This is a genomic window from Streptococcus oralis subsp. oralis, assembly GCF_002096445.1.
Taxonomy (GTDB): domain Bacteria; phylum Bacillota; class Bacilli; order Lactobacillales; family Streptococcaceae; genus Streptococcus; species Streptococcus oralis_N.
Map to the genome: position 1 here is coordinate 131,938 of NZ_NCUK01000013.1, position 19,809 is coordinate 151,746.

Annotated in this window: 19 protein-coding genes and 1 other RNA gene; 18 read left to right on the top strand and 2 right to left on the bottom strand. The window is 42.7% G+C overall.

Features of this window, described 5'->3' with window-relative positions; genetic code table 11:
* Positions 1 to 136: 136 nt before the first annotated feature.
* Together pbp1a and recU are read right to left on the bottom strand one after the other, a co-directional pair.
* Complete coding sequence (gene pbp1a, locus B7721_RS04020) at positions 137 to 2,290, bottom strand: penicillin-binding protein PBP1A (protein WP_084877637.1); 2,154 nt, start codon at positions 2,288 to 2,290, stop codon at positions 137 to 139.
* Positions 2,287 to 2,883 carry a Holliday junction resolvase RecU gene (gene recU, locus B7721_RS04025; protein ID WP_000248756.1) on the bottom strand — a complete coding sequence of 199 codons (597 nt, stop codon included), beginning with the start codon at positions 2,881 to 2,883 and terminating at the stop codon, positions 2,287 to 2,289. The genes pbp1a and recU overlap by 4 nt, the downstream gene beginning before the upstream one ends.
* 66 nt (positions 2,884 to 2,949) lie before the next feature.
* Here recU and B7721_RS04030 point away from each other — a divergent pair, with 66 nt between their 5' ends.
* The 18 genes from B7721_RS04030 to tig all read left to right on the top strand — a co-directional run bounded on the left by B7721_RS04030 (position 2,950) and on the right by tig (position 19,769).
* Positions 2,950 to 3,477: a DUF1273 domain-containing protein gene (locus B7721_RS04030; RefSeq protein ID WP_084877639.1), complete on the top strand. Its 528-nt coding sequence runs from the start codon at positions 2,950 to 2,952 to the stop codon at positions 3,475 to 3,477.
* Between the two features lie 69 nt (positions 3,478 to 3,546).
* Positions 3,547 to 3,876, top strand: coding sequence for a cell division regulator GpsB (gpsB, locus tag B7721_RS04035; protein WP_000146523.1), 330 nt, complete (start codon positions 3,547 to 3,549; stop codon positions 3,874 to 3,876).
* A gap of 20 nt (positions 3,877 to 3,896) precedes the next feature.
* Positions 3,897 to 4,278: RNase P RNA component class B (rnpB, locus tag B7721_RS04040), an RNA gene on the top strand.
* Between the two features lie 83 nt (positions 4,279 to 4,361).
* A complete protein-coding gene (locus B7721_RS04045; RefSeq protein WP_084877641.1) occupies positions 4,362 to 5,519 on the top strand; it encodes a THUMP domain-containing class I SAM-dependent RNA methyltransferase in 1,158 nt (385 codons plus the stop codon).
* Between the two features lie 12 nt (positions 5,520 to 5,531).
* Complete coding sequence (gene mapZ, locus B7721_RS04050; protein ID WP_084877643.1) at positions 5,532 to 6,977, top strand: cell division site-positioning protein MapZ; 1,446 nt, start codon at positions 5,532 to 5,534, stop codon at positions 6,975 to 6,977.
* Between the two features lie 75 nt (positions 6,978 to 7,052).
* Complete coding sequence (gndA, locus tag B7721_RS04055; protein ID WP_070567259.1) at positions 7,053 to 8,477, top strand: NADP-dependent phosphogluconate dehydrogenase; 1,425 nt, start codon at positions 7,053 to 7,055, stop codon at positions 8,475 to 8,477.
* A gap of 11 nt (positions 8,478 to 8,488) precedes the next feature.
* On the top strand, positions 8,489 to 9,178 hold the full coding sequence (locus tag B7721_RS04060) for a response regulator transcription factor (RefSeq protein ID WP_084877645.1): 690 nt from the start codon (positions 8,489 to 8,491) through the stop codon (positions 9,176 to 9,178).
* A 99-nt stretch (positions 9,179 to 9,277) separates the two neighbouring features.
* A complete protein-coding gene (cbpJ, locus tag B7721_RS04065; protein WP_084877646.1) occupies positions 9,278 to 10,288 on the top strand; it encodes a choline-binding protein CbpJ in 1,011 nt (336 codons plus the stop codon).
* 17 nt (positions 10,289 to 10,305) lie between these two features.
* Positions 10,306 to 11,325, top strand: a complete 1,020-nt coding sequence (cbpC, locus tag B7721_RS04070) for a choline-binding protein CbpC (protein WP_084877648.1) — start codon at positions 10,306 to 10,308, stop codon at positions 11,323 to 11,325.
* A gap of 117 nt (positions 11,326 to 11,442) precedes the next feature.
* Positions 11,443 to 12,321, top strand: coding sequence for a mevalonate kinase (gene mvk / locus B7721_RS04075; RefSeq protein ID WP_084877650.1), 879 nt, complete (start codon positions 11,443 to 11,445; stop codon positions 12,319 to 12,321).
* Positions 12,303 to 13,256 carry a diphosphomevalonate decarboxylase gene (gene mvaD, locus B7721_RS04080; protein ID WP_084877651.1) on the top strand — a complete coding sequence of 318 codons (954 nt, stop codon included), beginning with the start codon at positions 12,303 to 12,305 and terminating at the stop codon, positions 13,254 to 13,256. The genes mvk and mvaD overlap by 19 nt, the downstream gene beginning before the upstream one ends.
* On the top strand, positions 13,243 to 14,250 hold the full coding sequence (locus tag B7721_RS04085) for a phosphomevalonate kinase (protein WP_084877653.1): 1,008 nt from the start codon (positions 13,243 to 13,245) through the stop codon (positions 14,248 to 14,250). The genes mvaD and B7721_RS04085 overlap by 14 nt, the downstream gene beginning before the upstream one ends.
* Complete coding sequence (fni, locus tag B7721_RS04090; protein ID WP_084877655.1) at positions 14,234 to 15,235, top strand: type 2 isopentenyl-diphosphate Delta-isomerase; 1,002 nt, start codon at positions 14,234 to 14,236, stop codon at positions 15,233 to 15,235. The genes B7721_RS04085 and fni overlap by 17 nt, the downstream gene beginning before the upstream one ends.
* A 166-nt stretch (positions 15,236 to 15,401) precedes the next feature.
* Complete coding sequence (liaF, locus tag B7721_RS04095; protein WP_084877657.1) at positions 15,402 to 16,100, top strand: cell wall-active antibiotics response protein LiaF; 699 nt, start codon at positions 15,402 to 15,404, stop codon at positions 16,098 to 16,100.
* Entirely contained in the window at positions 16,097 to 17,095 is a 999-nt protein-coding gene (locus B7721_RS04100) for an envelope stress sensor histidine kinase LiaS (RefSeq protein ID WP_084877659.1), read from the top strand. Before liaF ends, B7721_RS04100 begins: the two co-directional genes overlap by 4 nt.
* Before the next feature lie 10 nt (positions 17,096 to 17,105).
* On the top strand, positions 17,106 to 17,738 hold the full coding sequence (locus tag B7721_RS04105) for a response regulator transcription factor (protein WP_084877661.1): 633 nt from the start codon (positions 17,106 to 17,108) through the stop codon (positions 17,736 to 17,738).
* A complete protein-coding gene (locus B7721_RS04110) occupies positions 17,739 to 18,395 on the top strand; it encodes a DNA alkylation repair protein (protein ID WP_084877662.1) in 657 nt (218 codons plus the stop codon).
* A gap of 90 nt (positions 18,396 to 18,485) precedes the next feature.
* The gene (gene tig / locus B7721_RS04115; protein WP_084877664.1) at positions 18,486 to 19,769 is read left to right on the top strand and encodes a trigger factor; all 1,284 of its coding nucleotides are present in this window, start codon (positions 18,486 to 18,488) and stop codon (positions 19,767 to 19,769) included.
* Positions 19,770 to 19,809 lie beyond the last annotated feature (40 nt).

Consider the following 19,809-nt stretch of genomic DNA (forward strand, 5'->3'; position numbering starts at 1 on the left):
ATTCTCTAAATCAATAATAGTGAGGTTCATAGAACAGAAAAACCTGAGAAGATTTCTTCTCAGGTTTTTCGAATTTAATAAAAAAGAAAGTTTGTATGGTATGAAAAAATCCACCCAATTTTGGGTGGATCATATTTTAAGGTTGTGCTGGTTGCGGGTTCTGGTTTTGGTTTTGTTGACCAGGAGTGGTATTTGGTTGTTGCGTATTGTTCTCGCTTGTACCTGAATTTGGAGTTGTTGTACTTGCTTGTGTACTAGAACTCTCTGAAGTTGAGCTAGAGCTTTCAGGTGTTGGACTTTGCTGAGGAGCAGGAGCAGTCCAAGCAGGACGTGCACCTTTTTTAAAGACGAATTCTCCACCTCTGTAGAGTCCTTCTGGCATAGTCCAGTCGCCAGGATGATCATCTTCAGATAGATAAGTCATCATCGAACGGTAAACCTTAGCAGCAACATAGAAGCCATCACCAACAATAGGAGTCAGGCGGTTTGAGTAACCAGTCCAAACGGCCATTGAATATTTACGAGTGTATCCAACGAACATTTCGTCAGGAGCTACATAACCGGTGTTCTTGATGTAGTTTTCAATCTCATCATCTGTGTAGTTTGATGTACCAGTTTTACCAGCTTGTGGCAACCATGGGAGGTAGGCTCCTCGACCAGTTCCATATGCCAGGACAGTTTTCATCATATCCGTCATCATATAGGCTGTTGTCTCTTTCATGGCACGAGTACCAGGATCAGAGAATTCTTTTGAACTGCCATCACTGAAGACAATTTTGTTGATATACATCGGCTTGCGGTAGATACCACCGTTAGCAAAAGCTGCGTAAGCAGCAGCCATCTTTTCACTACTTGCTCCATACTTTTTATTAGATTCAGTTGTATTACTTGAAATGGCATTTGCATAGTGCATATCTGGATAGTCAATACCAAGTCCATTTAGGAAGGTTTTGGCTCTGTCTAAACCAACTTTATTCAAGGTTTCTACGGCTGTAACGTTTCGTGATTGTTGGAGCGCATATTGGATGGTAATATTTCCAAAGTAACTTCTATCCCAGTTGTAGACGGGAGTGTCTGTTCCAGGATAATTGTAAGGAACATCGTGAACAATTGAAGCAGTTGAATCATAGATATCGTACTCCAAAGCAGGTGCATAATCTGTGATTGGCTTCATCGTTGATCCCCAGTCTCGGTTGGTTTCAACAGCTTGATTGATTCCAAAAGAAACATTGCTTGATTGGTGACGAGAACCTAACTGAGCAATGACTTTCCCGTTTGTTACGTCCACAATCGTTGAAGCTACTTGCATTTCATCATCAGGATAGTTGACATACTCGTCGGTATTGTAGATATCCCAGAGATGTTGTTGAACTTTAGGATCAACGTTGGTGTAGACGTCCATACCAGTTGTTAAGAGGTTGTAGCCTGTTTCTTGTTCGACTTGATCGATTACCTCTTTAAGATAGTTGTCCATGTATGGAGGATAACTATTAGCCGATTTTAGACTTTGAAGTCCATCTGTAATCGGAGTATTAATCGCTTTTTCATATTGCTCAGCTGAAATGTAACCTTGCCCCTTCATCTCAGAGAGGACGAGATTACGACGTTCTTGAGCAGCTTCTGGATGCGAGTAAGGGTCATACTGGTTTGGAGCTTGAGGCATACCAGCAAGGAGAGCCAATTGAGGGATACTTAGATCTTTGAGATCCTTGCCATAGTAACTTTGGGCAGCTGTCTGCATTCCGTAGTTACCGTTTGACATGTAAACCTTGTTGATGTAGTAGGTCAAGATCTCTTGTTTAGTTGCTTTTTGTTCTAGCTGAACGGCTAACCAAGCTTCCTGAGCCTTACGAGAAAGGGTTTGATCAGAAGTTGACGTAGAGAAATAAGTTAACTTAATCAACTGCTGTGTCAAGGTGGAAGCTCCTTGCAGACCTCCGCCACCACGAAGGTTTCGGAGGGTAGCACCTAGGATACGGATCGTGTCAATTCCTCGGTGATTAAAGAAGCGATGGTCCTCAATCGAAACAATAGCGTTGACCAAATCGGTCGGTATTTCGTTTGCTTGGGCATTGACCCGACGTTCCGAACCAAGATCAGCGATAAGCTCGTCATTGCTATCATAGATCTTACTTGACGTTGTAGCGACTAGTTTACTTTCAGAGAGTTCTGGAGCCTTGCTAACATAGTAGAGGAAGAGACCTCCACCAAGCATTACAGCTGCGATAAATACAGTTAAGAGACTGATACTGACATACTTAGCTATTCGCAGAAAAGTTTGTTTGTTCATCTTGTTTTACCACCTAGTAAATGTTCTTTGATAATGTCGAGGTAGGGAATTTGAGGAAAGGCCCCAGGCTCAATCCTATATCCATTTTCTCGAATATATCCAAGTGGCATTGACTTCTGTCCCTTATCTTGATGATAGAAACGGATGAGGTCAATAGCCGGCAATAAGTAGGTTTCTTGCTGAGAAGAAAAGTGAAGGAGTACAAAGCAGATTCCTTGCTGGGCAAGGACTTGTTCCATATGCTGGATTTGATGGAGATGAAAATTCTTCATCGGTATCGCATGTTTTTGCCTGGTTTCCTTTGCTTCAAAGTCGATGTAGTATCCATCATAAACCCCTGAATAGTCAGTAGTTGAGGCTTGTCTAAAGTAGGCTTCAACGATCTTGGCTCGACTTCGTTGGGGATAGTCGACACGTACGATTTGGATGGGAGTCGGTTTCTTGTGAATAACAGCTAACCCATGCGACAAATAGTAGTCGTTCGTAGCATTGATCATCTTTTCAAAAGACATTCCCCGATTTGCGAAATTCTTAGTTTGTGACAGGGGTGCTTGTCTCTTTTGAGATGAAATTTTATGTGGATAGTTGACCATAATTCTCCTTATTGGTACAATAACATCACTCTATTATATCATAAATTTACAAAGAAAGGGTTAAAAATGACATCAGCCTTGATTTTAGGCTATTCAGCCTTCGACCTTGGTCTCTTTAATGACAAGGATGTTCGCGTTGATATTATCAAAACAGCTATTCGGAGAGACTTGGAACGTCTAGCAGAGGATGGGGTGACTTGGCTTGTCTTTACAGGGACTTTGGGCTTTGAGTACTGGGCGCTTCAGGTGGCAAAAGACATGAAAGCAGACTATGGATTTCAGTTGGCGACCATTTTTGATTTTGAAACCCATGGCAGTAATTGGAATGAAGCAAATCAAGCGAAATTGAGTGAGTTCAAGCAGGTTGATTTTGTCAAATACGCCTATCCACAATATGAGAACAAGGGACAATTACGCGATTATCAGAAATTTCTGCTGGAAAATACAGATACTTGTTACCTTTTTTACGACGAAGAAAACGAAACCAAGTTACGATATTTTTACCAAATGATGAAAAATCAAGCGGACTATGTTACAAGAAGATTAACATTTGAGGACTTGAATGAAATAGTAGAAAATTTTTCTGAAAAGTAAGCCTTTGACCTTGATTTTTACTTGTCTTTTTTTATATAATAATACTAGTAACCCAGAATGGAGAGAGACATGGCAAGTATTATATTTTCAGCGAAAGATATTTTTGAACAAGAATTTGGACGTGAAGTACGTGGATACAGCAAAGCAGAGGTAGATGAATTCCTAGATGATGTGATTAAGGATTATGAAACCTACGCAGCTTTGGTCAAATCCCTTCGTCAAGAGATTGCTGATTTGAAGGAAGAATTATCTCATAAACCTCAGGTAGCGCCAACTCAACCAGACTCTATTGAAGTAACAGCTTCTACTTCAATGACAAACTTTGATATTTTGAAACGCTTAAATCGTCTCGAAAAAGAAGTATTTGGTAAGCAAATCTTAGACAACCAAGATTTATAATTGACTAAGGAATGAGTGCAATTTTTGGATAATCGCGTGAAGAGGTTCTCTTTTCATGAGGAAAGTCCATGCTAGCACAGGCTGTGATGCCTGTAGTGTTTGTGCTAGGCGAATCCATAAGCCTAGGGACGAGAAATCGTTACGGCAGTCGAAATGGCTAAGTCTTCGGATAGGTCAGAATAGGCTTGAAAGTGCCACAGTGACGGAGTCTTTCTGGAAACAGAGAGAGTGGAACGCGGTAAACCCCTCAAGCTAGCAACCCAAATTTTGGTCGGGGCATGGAGTGCACGGAAACGAACGTAGTACTCTGACTGCTAGCAGATTTATGCTGTTAGCGGTAGACAGATGATTATCGAAGGAAGTGGTCCTAGTCACTTCTGGAACAAAACATGGCTTATAGAAAATTGCATATAGGTTGGGGCTGAGAAATCTTTCTCAACCTCATTTTTTAAAGTGAACAAGAGAAAGGTCTTGCAAGACTAGAAATGAAAGAACAATTTAATTTAATCGCAACTGCTGCGGCGGGTCTTGAGTCTGTCGTTGGACGTGAGGTGCGAGACCTTGGTTATGATTGCCAGGTTGAAAATGGGCGTGTCCGCTTCCAAGGAGATGTGAAGGCAATCATTGAGACCAATCTTTGGCTTCGTGCAGCGGATCGCATCAAGATTGTGGTCGGAAGTTTTCCAGCTAAGACTTTTGAAGAGCTTTTTCAAGGTGTTTTTGCTCTAGATTGGGAAAACTATCTCCCGTTAGGAGCACGTTTCCCGATATCAAAGGCAAAATGTGTGAAGTCTAAACTCCACAACGAACCCAGTGTTCAGGCTATTTCTAAGAAGGCTGTTGTGAAGAAATTACAAAAACACTATGCCCGTCCAGAAGGAGTTCCCTTGATGGAAACTGGTCCCGAGTTTAAGATTGAGGTATCTATCCTGAAAGATGTGGCAACGGTCATGATTGACACGACAGGTTCTAGCCTTTTTAAACGTGGTTATCGTACGGAAAAGGGTGGGGCGCCGATCAAAGAAAATATGGCAGCGGCCATTTTACAACTCTCTAACTGGTATCCAGACAAGCCCTTGATTGATCCGACTTGTGGTTCAGGAACTTTCTGTATCGAGGCGGCTATGATTGCCAGAAAGATGGCTCCTGGCCTTCGCCGTTCCTTTGCTTTTGAGGAATGGAACTGGGTCAGCGATCGGTCAATCCAGGAAGTTCGCACAGAGGCGGCTAAGAAAATTGATCGTGAACTTGAGCTGGACATTATGGGTTGTGATATTGATGCTCGTATGGTAGAAATTGCCAAGGCAAATGCCCAAGCAGCAGGTGTCGCAGGTGATATCACCTTTAAGCAAATGCGGGTACAGGACTTGCGCACTGACAAGATCAATGGCGTTATCATTTCCAATCCACCATATGGGGAGCGCTTGTCCGATGATGCAGGAGTTACGAAACTTTATGCTGAGATGGGACAGGTCTTTGCACCGCTGAAAACCTGGAGTAAGTTTATCCTGACGAGTGACGAAGCTTTTGAAAGTAAGTACGGAAGTCCAGCGGATAAAAAACGAAAACTCTATAACGGGACCTTAAAAGTGGATTTGTATCAATACTTTGGTCAGCGTGTCAAACGCCAAGAGGTAAAATAGAAAGGTGAACTCATGAGTAAGAAAAGACGTGATCGTCATAAAAAAGGACATCAAGAACCCAAATTTGACTTTGATGAAGCAAAAGATTTGACTGTTGGTCAAGTCATTCGTAAGAATGAAGAGGTGGAGGCTGGAGTATTGCCTGAGGACAATATCTTAGACAAATACATCAAACAGCACCGTGAGGAAATCGAAGCTGACAAGTTTGAAACTCGTCAGTTTAAAAAAGAAGAACTGGCTTCTACTCAAAACCTAGAGGAAATGATCCAAGAAGTTCGTGAATCAAGTGAATCTTCTGATCAGGTAGACGATTCAGACCTGGTTTCCGAGGAATCTATTGAAGAGATAGAAAATGAAGAGACTACTCAGTTTGTTACACCACTTCAAGATGAAGAAAGTGCTGAAATAGAGCCTCTCGTTTTAACAGAAACAGAGCCCAAGGAAATAAATGAGGAACAAGAAGAGGAGATTTATACACCTCTATCACGTTCGGCTCAAACAGAACCTGAAACAGGCTCTAAGAAGAAAGGTGTCATCATCATTGCTTCTGTAGTAGCTGCAATCCTTGTGCTTGCTGGAACATATTATGTCTACCGACAAGTGTCTCGTTCAAACCAAGAAATCCAGTCTTCTCAAGCAGCCTCTTCGGATGATCAAGGAACACAAACAGCTTTGAAAGACTTCAATGATCTCTATGATACTTTCTATACAGATGCTAATAAGACAGCTCTGAAAAACAGCCAGTTTGATAAATTGAGCCAATTGAAAACCTTGCTAGATAAGTTAGAAGGTAGCCGTGATTATACACTAGCTAAGTCAAGATATGATAGCCTAGCAACTCAAATCAAGGCCATTCAAGATGTTAATGCCCTCTTTGAAAGTCCAGCTATTACGGACGGTGTCTTGGATACCAATGCGAAAGCCAAAGCGGATGCTAAATTTACAGAAATCAAGACAGGGAACACAGAATTAGACAAACTCTTGGATAAGGCCATTAGTCTTGGAAAGAGCCAACAAACCAGTGCTTCCAACTCAAGTTCAAGCTCTAGCACGAGTCAAGCAAGCTCAAGTTCAGCTACAGAAAGCAATGCAAGCAGTACGACCCCTTCAACAAGCACCACGGCACCAGCTAGAGACACGAATGGTGGTTTGTCTGGCGATGGGGTTAATCTTCAAAGAAGTGCTAGTCGTGTACCTTACAACCAATCAGCTGTAGACGATAGCAACAACCCTGCTTGGACCTTTGCGGATGGTGTATTGGAACAAGTCCTAGCAACATCACGTGCTCGTGGCTATATCACTGGAAATCAATATATCCTAGAACGTGTCAATATTGTAAACGGAAATGGTTATTACAACCTCTATAAACCAGATGGAACCTATCTCTTCACCCTCAACTGTAAGACGGGTTACTTTGTAGGGAATGGTTCTGGTCATGCAGATGACTTGGACTACTAGGACTCCGTTACAAAATTCTTTCCTTTCATAGGTAAAAATGATAAAATAAAACATATTAAACAAGAGGAGTGTCACATGACAAAAGCTAACTTTGGTGTCGTTGGTATGGCCGTAATGGGTCGTAACCTTGCCCTAAATATCGAATCTCGTGGTTATACAGTTGCCATTTACAACCGTAGTAAAGAAAAAACAGAAGACGTAATTGCTTGCCATCCTGAAAAGAACTTTGTGCCAAGCTATGACGTGGAAAGCTTTGTAAACTCAATCGAAAAACCTCGTCGTATCATGCTCATGGTTCAAGCTGGACCTGGTACAGACGCAACTATCCAAGCCCTTCTTCCCCACCTTGACAAGGGTGATATCTTGATTGACGGAGGAAACACTTTCTACAAAGATACCATCCGTCGTAACGAAGAGTTGGCTAACTCAGGTATCAACTTTATCGGTACTGGGGTTTCTGGTGGTGAAAAAGGTGCCCTTGAAGGGCCTTCTATCATGCCAGGTGGACAAAAAGAAGCCTACGAATTGGTTGCGGATGTTCTCGAAGAAATCTCAGCTAAAGCACCAGAAGATGGCAAACCATGTGTGACTTACATCGGTCCTGATGGAGCTGGTCACTATGTGAAAATGGTCCACAACGGTATCGAGTATGGTGACATGCAATTGATCGCAGAAAGCTATGACCTCATGCAACACTTGCTCGGTCTTTCTGCAGAAGATATGGCTGAAATCTTTACTGAGTGGAACAAGGGTGAATTGGATAGCTACTTGATTGAAATCACAGCTGATATTCTTGGACGCAAAGACGATGAAGGTCAAGATGGACCAATCGTAGACTACATCCTTGATGCCGCAGGTAATAAGGGAACTGGTAAATGGACTAGCCAATCAGCTCTTGACCTTGGTGTGCCATTGTCACTGATTACGGAGTCAGTATTTGCTCGCTACATCTCTACATACAAAGAAGAGCGTGTACATGCTAGCAAGGTGCTTCCAAAACCAGCTGCCTTCAAGTTTGAAGGAGACAAGGCTGAGTTGATTGAAAAGATCCGTCAAGCCCTTTACTTCTCAAAAATTATCTCATACGCACAAGGTTTTGCCCAATTGCGTGTAGCTTCTAAAGAAAATAACTGGAACTTGCCATTTGCGGACATCGCATCTATCTGGCGCGATGGCTGTATCATCCGTTCACGTTTCTTGCAAAAGATCACAGATGCTTACAACCGTGATGCAGACCTTGCCAACCTTCTCTTGGATGAGTACTTCTTGGATGTTACTGCTAAGTACCAACAAGCAGTGCGTGATATCGTAGCTCTTGCTGTTCAAGCTGGTGTACCAGTACCAACCTTCTCAGCAGCCATTACTTACTTTGATAGCTACCGTTCAGCAGACCTTCCTGCTAACTTGATCCAAGCGCAACGTGACTACTTTGGTGCCCACACTTACCAACGTAAAGACAAAGAAGGCACATTCCACTACTCTTGGTATGACGAAAAATAAGTAGGTCTGCCATGGGGAAACGGATTTTATTACTTGAGAAAGAACGAAATCTCGCTCATTTTCTCAGTCTGGAACTCCAAAAAGAGCAATACCGTGTTGATCTGGTCGAGGAGGGGCAAAAAGCCCTCTCCATGGCTCTCCAGACGGACTATGACTTGATTTTACTGAATGCTCATCTGGGGGATATGACGGCCCAGGATTTTGCAGACAAGCTGAGTCGGACAAAACCAGCCTCAGTGATTATGGTCTTGGACCATCGCGAGGAATTGCAAGACCAGATTGAGACAATCCAGCGCTTCGCCGTTTCTTACATCTATAAGCCAGTGATTATTGATAATCTGGTAGCCCGTATTTCAGCGATTTTCCGAGGTCGGGACTTCATTGACCAACACTGTAGTCAGATGAAGGTTCCAACGTCTTACCGCAACCTACGTATGGATGTAGAACATCATACCGTTTATCGTGGCGAGGAGATGATTGTTCTGACGCGCCGTGAGTATGACCTCTTGGCTACTCTCATGGGAAGCAAGAAAGTCTTGACTCGTGAGCAGTTATTGGAAAGTGTTTGGAAGTACGAAAGTGCGACAGAAACCAATATCGTGGATGTTTATATCCGTTATCTACGTAGCAAGCTTGATGTAAAAGGTCAAAAAAGCTACATTAAAACCGTGCGTGGTGTCGGTTACACCATGCAAGAATAGAAAAGCAGTTGCAGTTGTGTAACTGCTTTTTTTGAGAAGTTTCTATATATTGACATACAGTCAGGTCTTTGCTACAATCAATTATGGAGGAAAGATCTAATGAAATTTTTGAAAAAAATGTTGCAAGTTGCTCTAGCAGTCTTTTTCTTTGCTTTGCTAGCGACAAATACCGTATTGGCGGATGATTCTGATTCAGAAGGCTGGCAATTTGTCCAAGAAAATGGTAGAACCTACTACAAGAAGGGGGAACTAAAAGAAACCTACTGGCGGGTGATTGATGGGAAGTACTATTATTTTGATCCTTTATCTGGAGAGATGGTTGTCGGCTGGCAATATATTCCGTTTCCATCTAAAGGTAGTACAATTGGTCCTTACCCAAATGGTATCAGATTAGAAGGTTTTCCAAAGTCAGAGTGGTACTATTTCGATAAAAATGGAGTGCTACAAGAGTTTGTTGGTTGGAAAGCATTAGAGGTTAAAACTAAAGACAGTGTTGGAAGAAAGTATGGGGAAAAACGTACAAATCCGGAAGATAAAGAAGAGAAGAGTTTTTACACGAACTATTACTTTAATCAAAATCATTCTTTAGAGACAGGTTGGCTTTATGATCAGTCTAATTGGTATTATCTAGCTAAAACGGAAATTAATGGAGAAAACTATATTGGTGGTGAAAGACGTTCAGGTTGGATAAACGATGATTCGACTTGGTACTATCTAGATCCAACAACCGCTGCAATGCAAACTGGTTGGAAGCAAATTGGCAATAAGTGGTACTACCTCCGTTCATCAGGAGCTATGACAACTGGCTGGTATCAGGAAGGCTCAACTTGGTACTATTTAGATGCTGAAAATGGCGATATGAAAACAGGCTGGCAATATCTTGGTAACAAGTGGTACTATCTCCGTTCATCAGGAGCTATGGCAACTGGTTGGGTGAAAGACGGTTCAACTTGGTACTACCTAAATGCAAGTAATGGAGATATGAAGACAGGTTGGACCAAAGTAAATGGAAACTGGTATTATCTCAATTCAAATGGAGCAATGGTTACAGGTAGCCAAACTATCGATGGTAAAGTTTATAACTTTGCTTCATCTGGTGAGTGGATTTAATCTTGGAGGAGATACAAATGAAGCTTTTGAAAAAAATGATGCAAGTCGCACTAGCAACATTTTTCTTTGGTTTGCTAGCTACAAATACTATATTTGCGGATACCACAGGTGGCCAATTTGTTGATAAGGATAATAGAAAATATTATGTAAAAGATGATCATAAAGCAATCTATTGGCATAAAATAGACGGTAAAACTTACTATTTTGGTGATAGAGGAGAGATGGTTGTCGGTTGGCAATACGTAGAAATTCATGGAACAGGTTATCGTGATAATTTATTTAATAATCGTCCAGTCTTAGAAATTGGCCTTCAACAGAAGTGGTACTATTTTGGACAAGATGGTGCTTTGCTAGAACAAACAGATAAACAAGTACTAGAGGCAAAAACGTCTGAAAATACAGGAAAAGTATACGGTGAACAATATACTCCATCTGCTGAAAAGAGAACTTATTATTTTGATAATAATTATGCTGTAAAGACAGGCTGGACTTATGAAGACGGCAATTGGTATTATTTAAATAAGCTAGGAATTTCTGGCGATGATTCTTACAATCCACTACCAATTGGTGAAGTTGCTAAGGGTTGGACTCAAGATTTCCATGTTACTTTTGGCATTGATAGAAGCAAACCTGCTCCATGGTACTACTTAGATCCAACAACTGGCATCATGCAAACTGGGTGGCAACAACTTGGCAATAAGTGGTACTATCTCCGTTCATCAGGATCTATGGCGACTGGCTGGTATCAGGAAGGCTCCACTTGGTATTATTTAGATGCTCAAAATGGTGATATGAAAACGGGCTGGCAATACCTTGAGAACAAGTGGTACTACCTCCGTTCATCAGGAGCTATGGCGACTGGCTGGTATCAGGAAGGTTCGACTTGGTATTATCTACAAACAAGTAATGGCGATATGAAGACAGGCTGGTTCCAGGTTAATGGTAAATGGTACTACGCATATAGTTCAGGTGCTTTAGCAGTGAATACGACCGTAGAAGGCTATTCTGTCAACTATAATGGCGAATGGGTCCAATAATGAAAGAGGCGATTGTGAAGGAAACAATCGCTTTTTTTGTGAAAATATAATAAAATAGATAGGAGAAAATACTACTGTATGAAATGAGACGGTCTTTCCGTCTGGTTAAAGGAAAACATGACAAAAAAAGTTGGTGTCGGTCAGGCACATAGTAAGATTATTTTAATAGGAGAGCATGCGGTCGTATACGGCTATCCTGCGATTTCCTTACCTCTTTTAGAGGTGGAGGTGACTTGTAAGGTGGTCCCTGCTGAAAGTCCGTGGCGTCTTTATGAGGAGGATACCTTGTCCATGGCGGTATATGCCTCGCTGGAGTATTTGGATATCAAAGAAGCTTGCATTCGATGTGTGATTGACTCGGCTATCCCTGAAAAACGGGGAATGGGTTCGTCAGCTGCTATCAGCATAGCAGCCATTCGTGCGGTTTTTGACTACTATCAAGCCGACCTGCCTCATCATGTACTGGAAATCCTGGTCAATCGGGCTGAGATGATTGCCCATATGAATCCAAGCGGTTTGGATGCTAAGACCTGTCTCAGTGACCAGCCCATTCGCTTTATCAAGAATGTTGGTTTTACAGAACTTGAGATGAACCTATCTGCCTATTTGGTGATTGCTGATACGGGCGTGTATGGTCACACTCGTGAAGCCATCCAAGTGGTTCAAAGCAAGGGCAAGGACGCCCTACCGTTTTTGCATGTCTTGGGAGAATTGACCCAGCAGGCAGAAGATGCGATTAGACGAAAAGATGCTGAAGGACTAGGGCAAATCCTCAGTCAAGCGCATTTACATTTAAAAGAAATTGGTGTCAGCAGCCCTGAGGCAGACTCCCTCGTTGAAGCGGCTCTGAGCCATGGTGCTCTGGGTGCCAAGATGAGCGGTGGTGGGCTAGGAGGCTGTATCATAGCCTTGGCAGCCAATCTGGACCAAGCGCAAGAACTAGCAAAACGATTAGAAGAGAAAGGAGCTGTTCAGACATGGATCGAAAGCCTGTAACAGTACGTTCCTACGCAAATATTGCCATTATCAAATATTGGGGAAAGAAAAAAGAAAAAGAGATGGTTCCTGCTACTAGCAGTATCTCTCTTACTTTGGAAAATATGTACACAGAGACGACTTTGTCGCCTCTACCGACGGATGCGACTGCTGATGCCTTTTATATCAATGGTCAGCTTCAGAGTGAGGCTGAGCATGCCAAGATGAGCAAAATCATCAACCGTTACCGTCCAGAAGGTGAGGGATTTGTCCGTATCGATACCCAAAACAACATGCCGACTGCGGCTGGCTTGTCATCCAGTTCTAGTGGTTTGTCCGCCTTGGTCAAGGCTTGCAATGCTTATTTCCAGCTTGGTTTGAATCGGAGTCAGTTGGCACAGGAGGCTAAGTTTGCTTCTGGTTCTTCCTCTCGTAGTTTTTATGGGCCACTCGGTGCCTGGGATAAGGATAGTGGAGAGATTTACCCTGTAGAGACAGACTTGAAACTAGCTATGATCATGTTGGTGCTAGAGGACAAGAAAAAACCAATCTCTAGCCGTGATGGGATGAAACTTTGTGTGGAAACTTCGACGACTTTTGATGACTGGGTGCGTCAGTCTGAAAAGGACTATCAGGATATGCTGCTTTATCTCAAGGAAAATGACTTTACCAAAGTTGGGGAATTAACGGAGGAAAATGCCCTTGCTATGCACGCTACGACCAAGACTGCTAGTCCAGCCTTTTCTTATCTAACGGATGCTTCCTATGAAGCCATGGACTTTGTCCGCCAACTTCGTGAGCAAGGGGAAGCCTGCTACTTTACCATGGATGCGGGTCCCAATGTCAAGGTCCTCTGTCAGGAGAAAGACTTGGAGCATTTATCAGAAATCTTAGGTCAACGTTATCGCTTGATTGTGTCAAAAACAAAGGATTTGAGCCAAGATGATTGCTGTTAAAACTTGCGGAAAACTCTATTGGGCGGGTGAGTATGCTATTTTAGAGCCAGGACAGTTGGCCTTGATAAAGGCGATACCTATCTATATGAAGGCTGAGATTGCCTTTTCTGATAGCTACTGTATCTATTCTGATATGTTTGATTTCGCAGTGGACTTGACGCCAAATCCTGCCTACAGTTTGATTCAAGAAACGATTTCTCTAGTGGAAGATTTCCTCGTTAATCGTGGGCAAACCTTGCGACCTTTTTCCTTGGAAATCCGTGGAAAAATGGAACGAGAAGGGAAAAAGTTTGGTCTAGGCTCTAGTGGTAGTGTCGTTGTCTTGGTTGTCAAGGCTCTGCTGGCTCTGTATAATCTTTCGATTGATCAGGATCTCTTGTTCAAGCTGGCCAGTGCGGTCTTGCTCAAGCGAGGTGACAATGGTTCCATGGGAGACCTTGCCTGTATTGTGGCAGAAGATTTGGTTCTCTACCAATCTTTTGATCGCCAGAAGATAGCTGCTTGGTTGGAAGAAGAAAACTTTGTTGCTGTTTTGGAGAGTGACTGGGGCTTTTCTATTTCACAAGTAAAACCAGCCATAGAATGTGATTTCCTAGTTGGATGGACCAAGGAAGTAGCTGTGTCTAGTGACATGGTCCAACAAATCAAACAAAATATCAATCCGAATTTTTTAACTTCCTCAAAAGCAACGGTGTCTGCTTTGGTAGAAGCCTTGGAGCAGGGGAATGCAGAAAAAATTATCGAGCAGGTGGAAACAGCCAGTCAGCTTTTAGAAGGCTTGAGCGCAGATATTTACACGCCTTCGCTGAGACAGTTGAAAGAAGCCAGCCAAGATTTGCAGGCTGTTGCCAAGAGCAGCGGTGCTGGTGGTGGTGACTGTGGGATTGCCTTGAGTTTTAATGAGCAATCAACTGAAATCTTAAAAAACCGTTGGGCCGATCTGGGGATTGAGCTCTTATACCAAGAAAGGATAGGACATGACGACAAATCGTAAGGACGAGCATATCCGCTATGCCCTTGAGCAGAAAAGTTCCTATAATAGCTTTGATGAGGTGGAGTTAATTCATTCTTCCCTGCCTCTTTATGACCTGGATGAGATTGATTTGTCTACAGAGTTTGCAGGTCGAAAGTGGGACTTTCCTTTTTATATCAATGCCATGACAGGTGGAAGTGATAAGGGGAGAGAAATCAATCAAAAGCTGGCTCAGGTGGCAGAAGCCTGTGGGATTTTATTTGTAACGGGATCTTATAGCGCAGCCCTCAAAGATCCAACAGATGACTCTTTTTCTGTCAAGACTAGCCATCCAAATCTCCTCCTTGGCACCAATATTGGCTTGGACAAGCCTGTTGAGTTAGGCCTTCAGACTGTAGAAGCGATGAATCCTCTTCTCCTCCAAGTGCATGTCAATGTCATGCAGGAATTACTCATGCCCGAGGGAGAAAGAAAGTTTCGAAGCTGGCAATCGCATCTAGCAGATTATAGCAAACAAATCCCAGTTCCTATTGTCCTAAAGGAAGTGGGATTTGGAATGGATGTGAAGACTATCGAAAGAGCCTATGAACTAGGCGTTCGAACTGTTGACCTGTCGGGTCGTGGTGGTACCAGCTTTGCTTACATCGAAAATCGTCGCAGTGGCCAGCGTGATTACCTTAATCAATGGGGCCAGTCCACCATGCAAGCCCTTCTCAATGCCCAAGACTGGAAAGACAAGGTCGAACTCTTGGTCAGTGGAGGCGTTCGGAACCCGCTGGATATGATTAAGTGCCTGGTCTTTGGTGCCAAGGCTGTAGGACTGTCACGTACCGTTCTAGAGTTGATTGAAACCTATTCCGTCGAAGAGGTGATTGGTATTGTCCAAATCTGGAAAGAAGATCTGCGTTTGATCATGTGTGCCCTTAATTGTGCCACCATAGCAGATCTGCAAAACGTAGACTATATTCTTTACGGTAAACTAAAAGAAGCAAAAGATCAGATGTAGAGAGGTCGGGACAAGAATCCCGCCCTTTTTTGTAGCCTTTTGCCAACTGTGGTGAGTTGATGAAACCTAGCTTGTAGGAGCGATTTCTGTCCAATCTCCTTTTTCCATCCTCAGACCGAGGTGACTTTTCTGAATTGTGATAAAATAGAAGGGAGAGGATGCATCTATGAAAAAATTTCAAATCTTTTTATTTATCGAAGCCTGTCTGTTGACGGGAGCTCTGATTTTGATGGTATCAGAGCATTTTTCGCGTTTTCTGCTGATTCTGTTCCTCTTTTTGCTCTTGCTCCGCTATTATACAGGGAAAGAAGGCAATAATGTTTTCCTCCTTGTGGCAACCATTCTTTTCTTTTTCATCGTCATGCTCAATCCCTTTGTGATATTAGCTATCTTTGTGGCAGTTATCTATAGTCTCTTTCTTCTCTATCCGATGATGAATCAAGAAAGAGAGGAGACGGACTTGGTCTTTGAAGAGGTGGTAACGGTTAAAAATGAACACAATCCTTGGTTTGGCAATCTCCATCATTTCTCTAGTCACCAGACCTGCCAATTTGACGATATCAACCTCTTTCGCCTCATGGGCAAGGACACCATTCACTTAGAAAGAGTTATTCTAACTAATCATGACAATGTCATTATCCTTAGAAAGATGATCGGAACGACTAGGATTATCGTACCTGTAGATGTGGAAATCAGTCTCAGTGTCAACTGCCTCTATGGAGATCTTACCTTCCTTCATCAGCCTAAGAGATCCCTCCGCAATGAACACTATCATCAGGAAACTAGAGACTATCTCAAGAGTAACAAGAGCGTCAAGATTTTCCTAACTACTATGGTTGGCGATGTGGAGGTGGTCAGAGGATGAAAAAGCAATCCTATCTGATAATCGGCCTGACTTCTCTCCTTTTTATCCTCTTTTTAACCAATAGTCTGCTTGATATTTTAAATCTTGATTGGTCCTATTTGCTACAAGATATCGAAAAAATGGAAAAGTTAGTCTTTTTGGTACTTGTATTTAGCCTCTCCATGACCTTCTTTTTTGTCCTTTTTTGGCGCGTGATAGAAGAAGTCTCTCGCCGAAAAATGCAGGTTAATCTCAAGCGACTCCTAGCAGGAAAAGAGGTGGTTGCCTTTGCAGATCCAGACTTGGATGCCAGTTTTAAGTCCTTGTCTGGCAAGCTTAACCTCTTGACAGAGGCTGTTCAAAAGGCTGAAAATCAAAGCCTGGTCAAGGAAGAAGCAATCATCGAGAAAGAAAGGAAGCGGATAGCACGTGACCTGCACGATACGGTTAGTCAGGAGTTGTTTGCGGCTCATATGATTTTATCAGGTGTCAGTCAACAGGCTTTGAAGCTGGATAGAGAAAAGATGCAGACCCAGTTGCAAAGTGTCGCAGCCATCCTCGAAACAGCCCAGAAAGATTTGCGGGTCTTGCTCCTACATTTGCGACCTGTTGAGTTAGAAGAGAAGAGTTTGATTGAGGGGATTCAAATCCTCTTAAAAGAGCTTGAGGACAAGAGCGATCTCAAGGTCAGTCTCAAGCAAAATGTGTCTAAATTGCCCAAGAAGATTGAAGAACATATCTTCCGTATTTTGCAGGAGTTGATTAGCAATACCCTCCGCCATGCCCAGGCATCTTGCCTAGATGTCTACCTCTATCAGACAGATGCAGAATTGCAGCTGAAGGTGGTGGATAATGGGATTGGTTTCCAGTTGGGGAGTTTAGATGACTTGAGTTATGGACTGCGAAACATCAAGGAGCGAGTCGAAGATATGGCAGGAACGGTTCAACTCTTGACAGCTCCCAAGCAAGGACTGGCGGTTGATATCCGTATTCCCCTGTTAGATAAGGAATCATAAAGGAGTATAGATGAAAATTTTACTGGTAGATGACCATGAAATGGTCCGATTGGGCTTGAAAAGCTACTTTGACCTCCAAGACGATGTAGAAGTTGTGGGCGAGGCGGCCAACGGTGTTCAAGGGATTTCCCTAGCCTTGGAATTGCGTCCAGATGTCATTGTCATGGATATCGTCATGCCTGAGATGAATGGGATTGATGCAACCTTGGCCATCCTCAAAGAATGGCCTGAAGCCAAGATATTAATTGTCACCTCTTACTTGGACAATGAAAAAATTATGCCAGTCTTGAATGCTGGTGCCAAAGGCTATATGCTTAAGACTTCAAGTGCAGATGAATTGCTCCATGCTGTCCGTAAGGTGGCTGCTGGCGAGCTGGCTATTGAACAAGAGGTCAGCAAGAAGGTTGAATACCACCGTAATCATATGGAGCTTCATGAGGAGTTGACTGCGCGTGAGCGAGATGTACTTCAGCTAATCGCCAAGGGCTACGAAAATCAGCGGATCGCAGATGAACTCTTCATCTCTCTCAAGACGGTCAAGACCCACGTGTCCAACATCCTAGCCAAGCTTGAGGTCAGCGATCGCACCCAGGCAGCGGTCTATGCCTTTCAACACCACTTGGTAGGGCAGGAGGACTTTTAGATGAGTTTTGCAGATATACTTGAGGAGCTAGAAGCGGCAAAAGATCCGCATAAAGCAGGGCCCATGGAAGCCTATATGCGCCATCAATTTTCCTTTTTAGGTGTTGCAGCTCCTGAAAGAAATGCCCTTTATAAAAAATACTTTCCAAGTGCGAAAAAAACAAAGCTCATCGATTGGGATTTTGTAGACACTTGCTGGGAAAAGGATGCTAGAGAATACCAGTATGTGGCTGCAAACTATTTGAAAGCCATGCAGTCTTATCTAACGAAGGACGATTTGCCTGAGCTTGAGCGTCTGGTCGTGACCAAGTCTTGGTGGGACACGGTAGATATCCTAGATCGAGTAGTAGGAAGTTTGGTAGCTAACCATCCGGAATTTGAAGATGTGCTTTTAAAATGGAGCATGTCAGACAATATCTGGTTGAGACGTGTGGCTATTGACCACCAGTTGTTAAGAAAAGAGAAAACAAATGTCCAACTGATGGAAAAGATCCTGCTCAACAATCTGGACCAGACAGAATTTTTTATCAACAAAGCCATCGGCTGGGCTCTAAGAGACTACTCTAAAACCAATCCCGAATGGGTAGCACGTTTTATTGAAAAAAATAAGAAAAGAATGGCTGAACTTAGTATCAGGGAAGCGAGCAAGTACCTCTAGCACTATTGAAAAGCGCATTCATTACTTGAAAAAAGTCGCTATTATATGGTATAATGGACTGTATTAAAAATTTTAAGGAGAAATGACAGAATGTCTGTATCATTTGAAAACAAAGAAACAAACCGTGGTGTCTTGACTTTCACAATCTCTCAAGACCAAATCAAACCAGAATTGGACCGTGTATTTAACTCAGTAAAGAAAACTCTTAACGTTCCTGGTTTCCGTAAAGGTCACCTTCCACGCCCTATCTTCGACCAAAAATTTGGTGAAGAAGCTCTTTATCAAGATGCAATGAACGCACTTTTGCCAAACGCTTATGAAGCTGCAGTAAAAGAAGCTGGTCTTGAAGTCGTTGCGCAACCAAAAATTGACGTAACTTCAATGGAAAAAGGTCAAGACTGGGTTATCACTGCTGAAGTCGTGACAAAACCTGAAGTAAAATTGGGTGACTACAAAAACCTTGAAGTATCAGTTGATGTAGAAAAAGAAGTAACTGACGCTGACGTTGAAGAACGTATCGAACGCGAACGCAACAACTTGGCTGAATTGGTTATCAAAGAAGGCGCTGCTGAAAATGGCGACACTGTTGTCATCGACTTCGTTGGTTCTATCGACGGTGTTGAATTTGACGGTGGAAAAGGTGAAAACTTCTCACTTGGACTTGGATCAGGTCAATTCATCCCTGGTTTTGAAGACCAATTGGTAGGACACTCAGCTGGTGAAACTGTTGATGTTGTTGTAACATTCCCAGAAGACTACCAAGCAGAAGACCTTGCAGGTAAAGAAGCTAAATTCGTAACAACTATTCACGAAGTAAAAGCAAAAGAAGTTCCAGATCTTGACGATGAACTTGCAAAAGATATCGACGAAGAAGTGGAAACTCTTGACGAATTGAAAGAAAAATACCGCAAAGAATTGACTGCTGCGAAAGAAGAAGCATACAAAGATGCCGTTGAAGGTGCAGCAATTGATAAAGCTGTAGAAAACGCTGAAATCGTAGAACTTCCAGAAGAAATGATCCACGAAGAAGTTCACCGTTCAGTAAATGAATTCCTTGGAAACTTGCAACGCCAAGGGATCAACCCTGACATGTACTTCCAAATCACTGGAACTACTCAAGAAGACCTTCACAAACAATACGAAGCAGAAGCTGAGTCACGTACGAAGACTAACCTTGTTATCGAAGCAGTTGCCAAAGCTGAAGGATTTGACGCTTCAGAAGAAGAAATCCAAAAAGAAATCGAGCAATTGGCTGCAGATTACAACATGGAAGTGGCCCAAGTTCAAAACTTGCTTTCAGCTGACATGTTGAAACACGATATCACTATCAAAAAAGCTGTTGAATTGATCACAAGCACTGCAACAGTAAAATAATCTTAAAAGAGAAAAAGCCCACCTGACTAGGTGGGCTTTC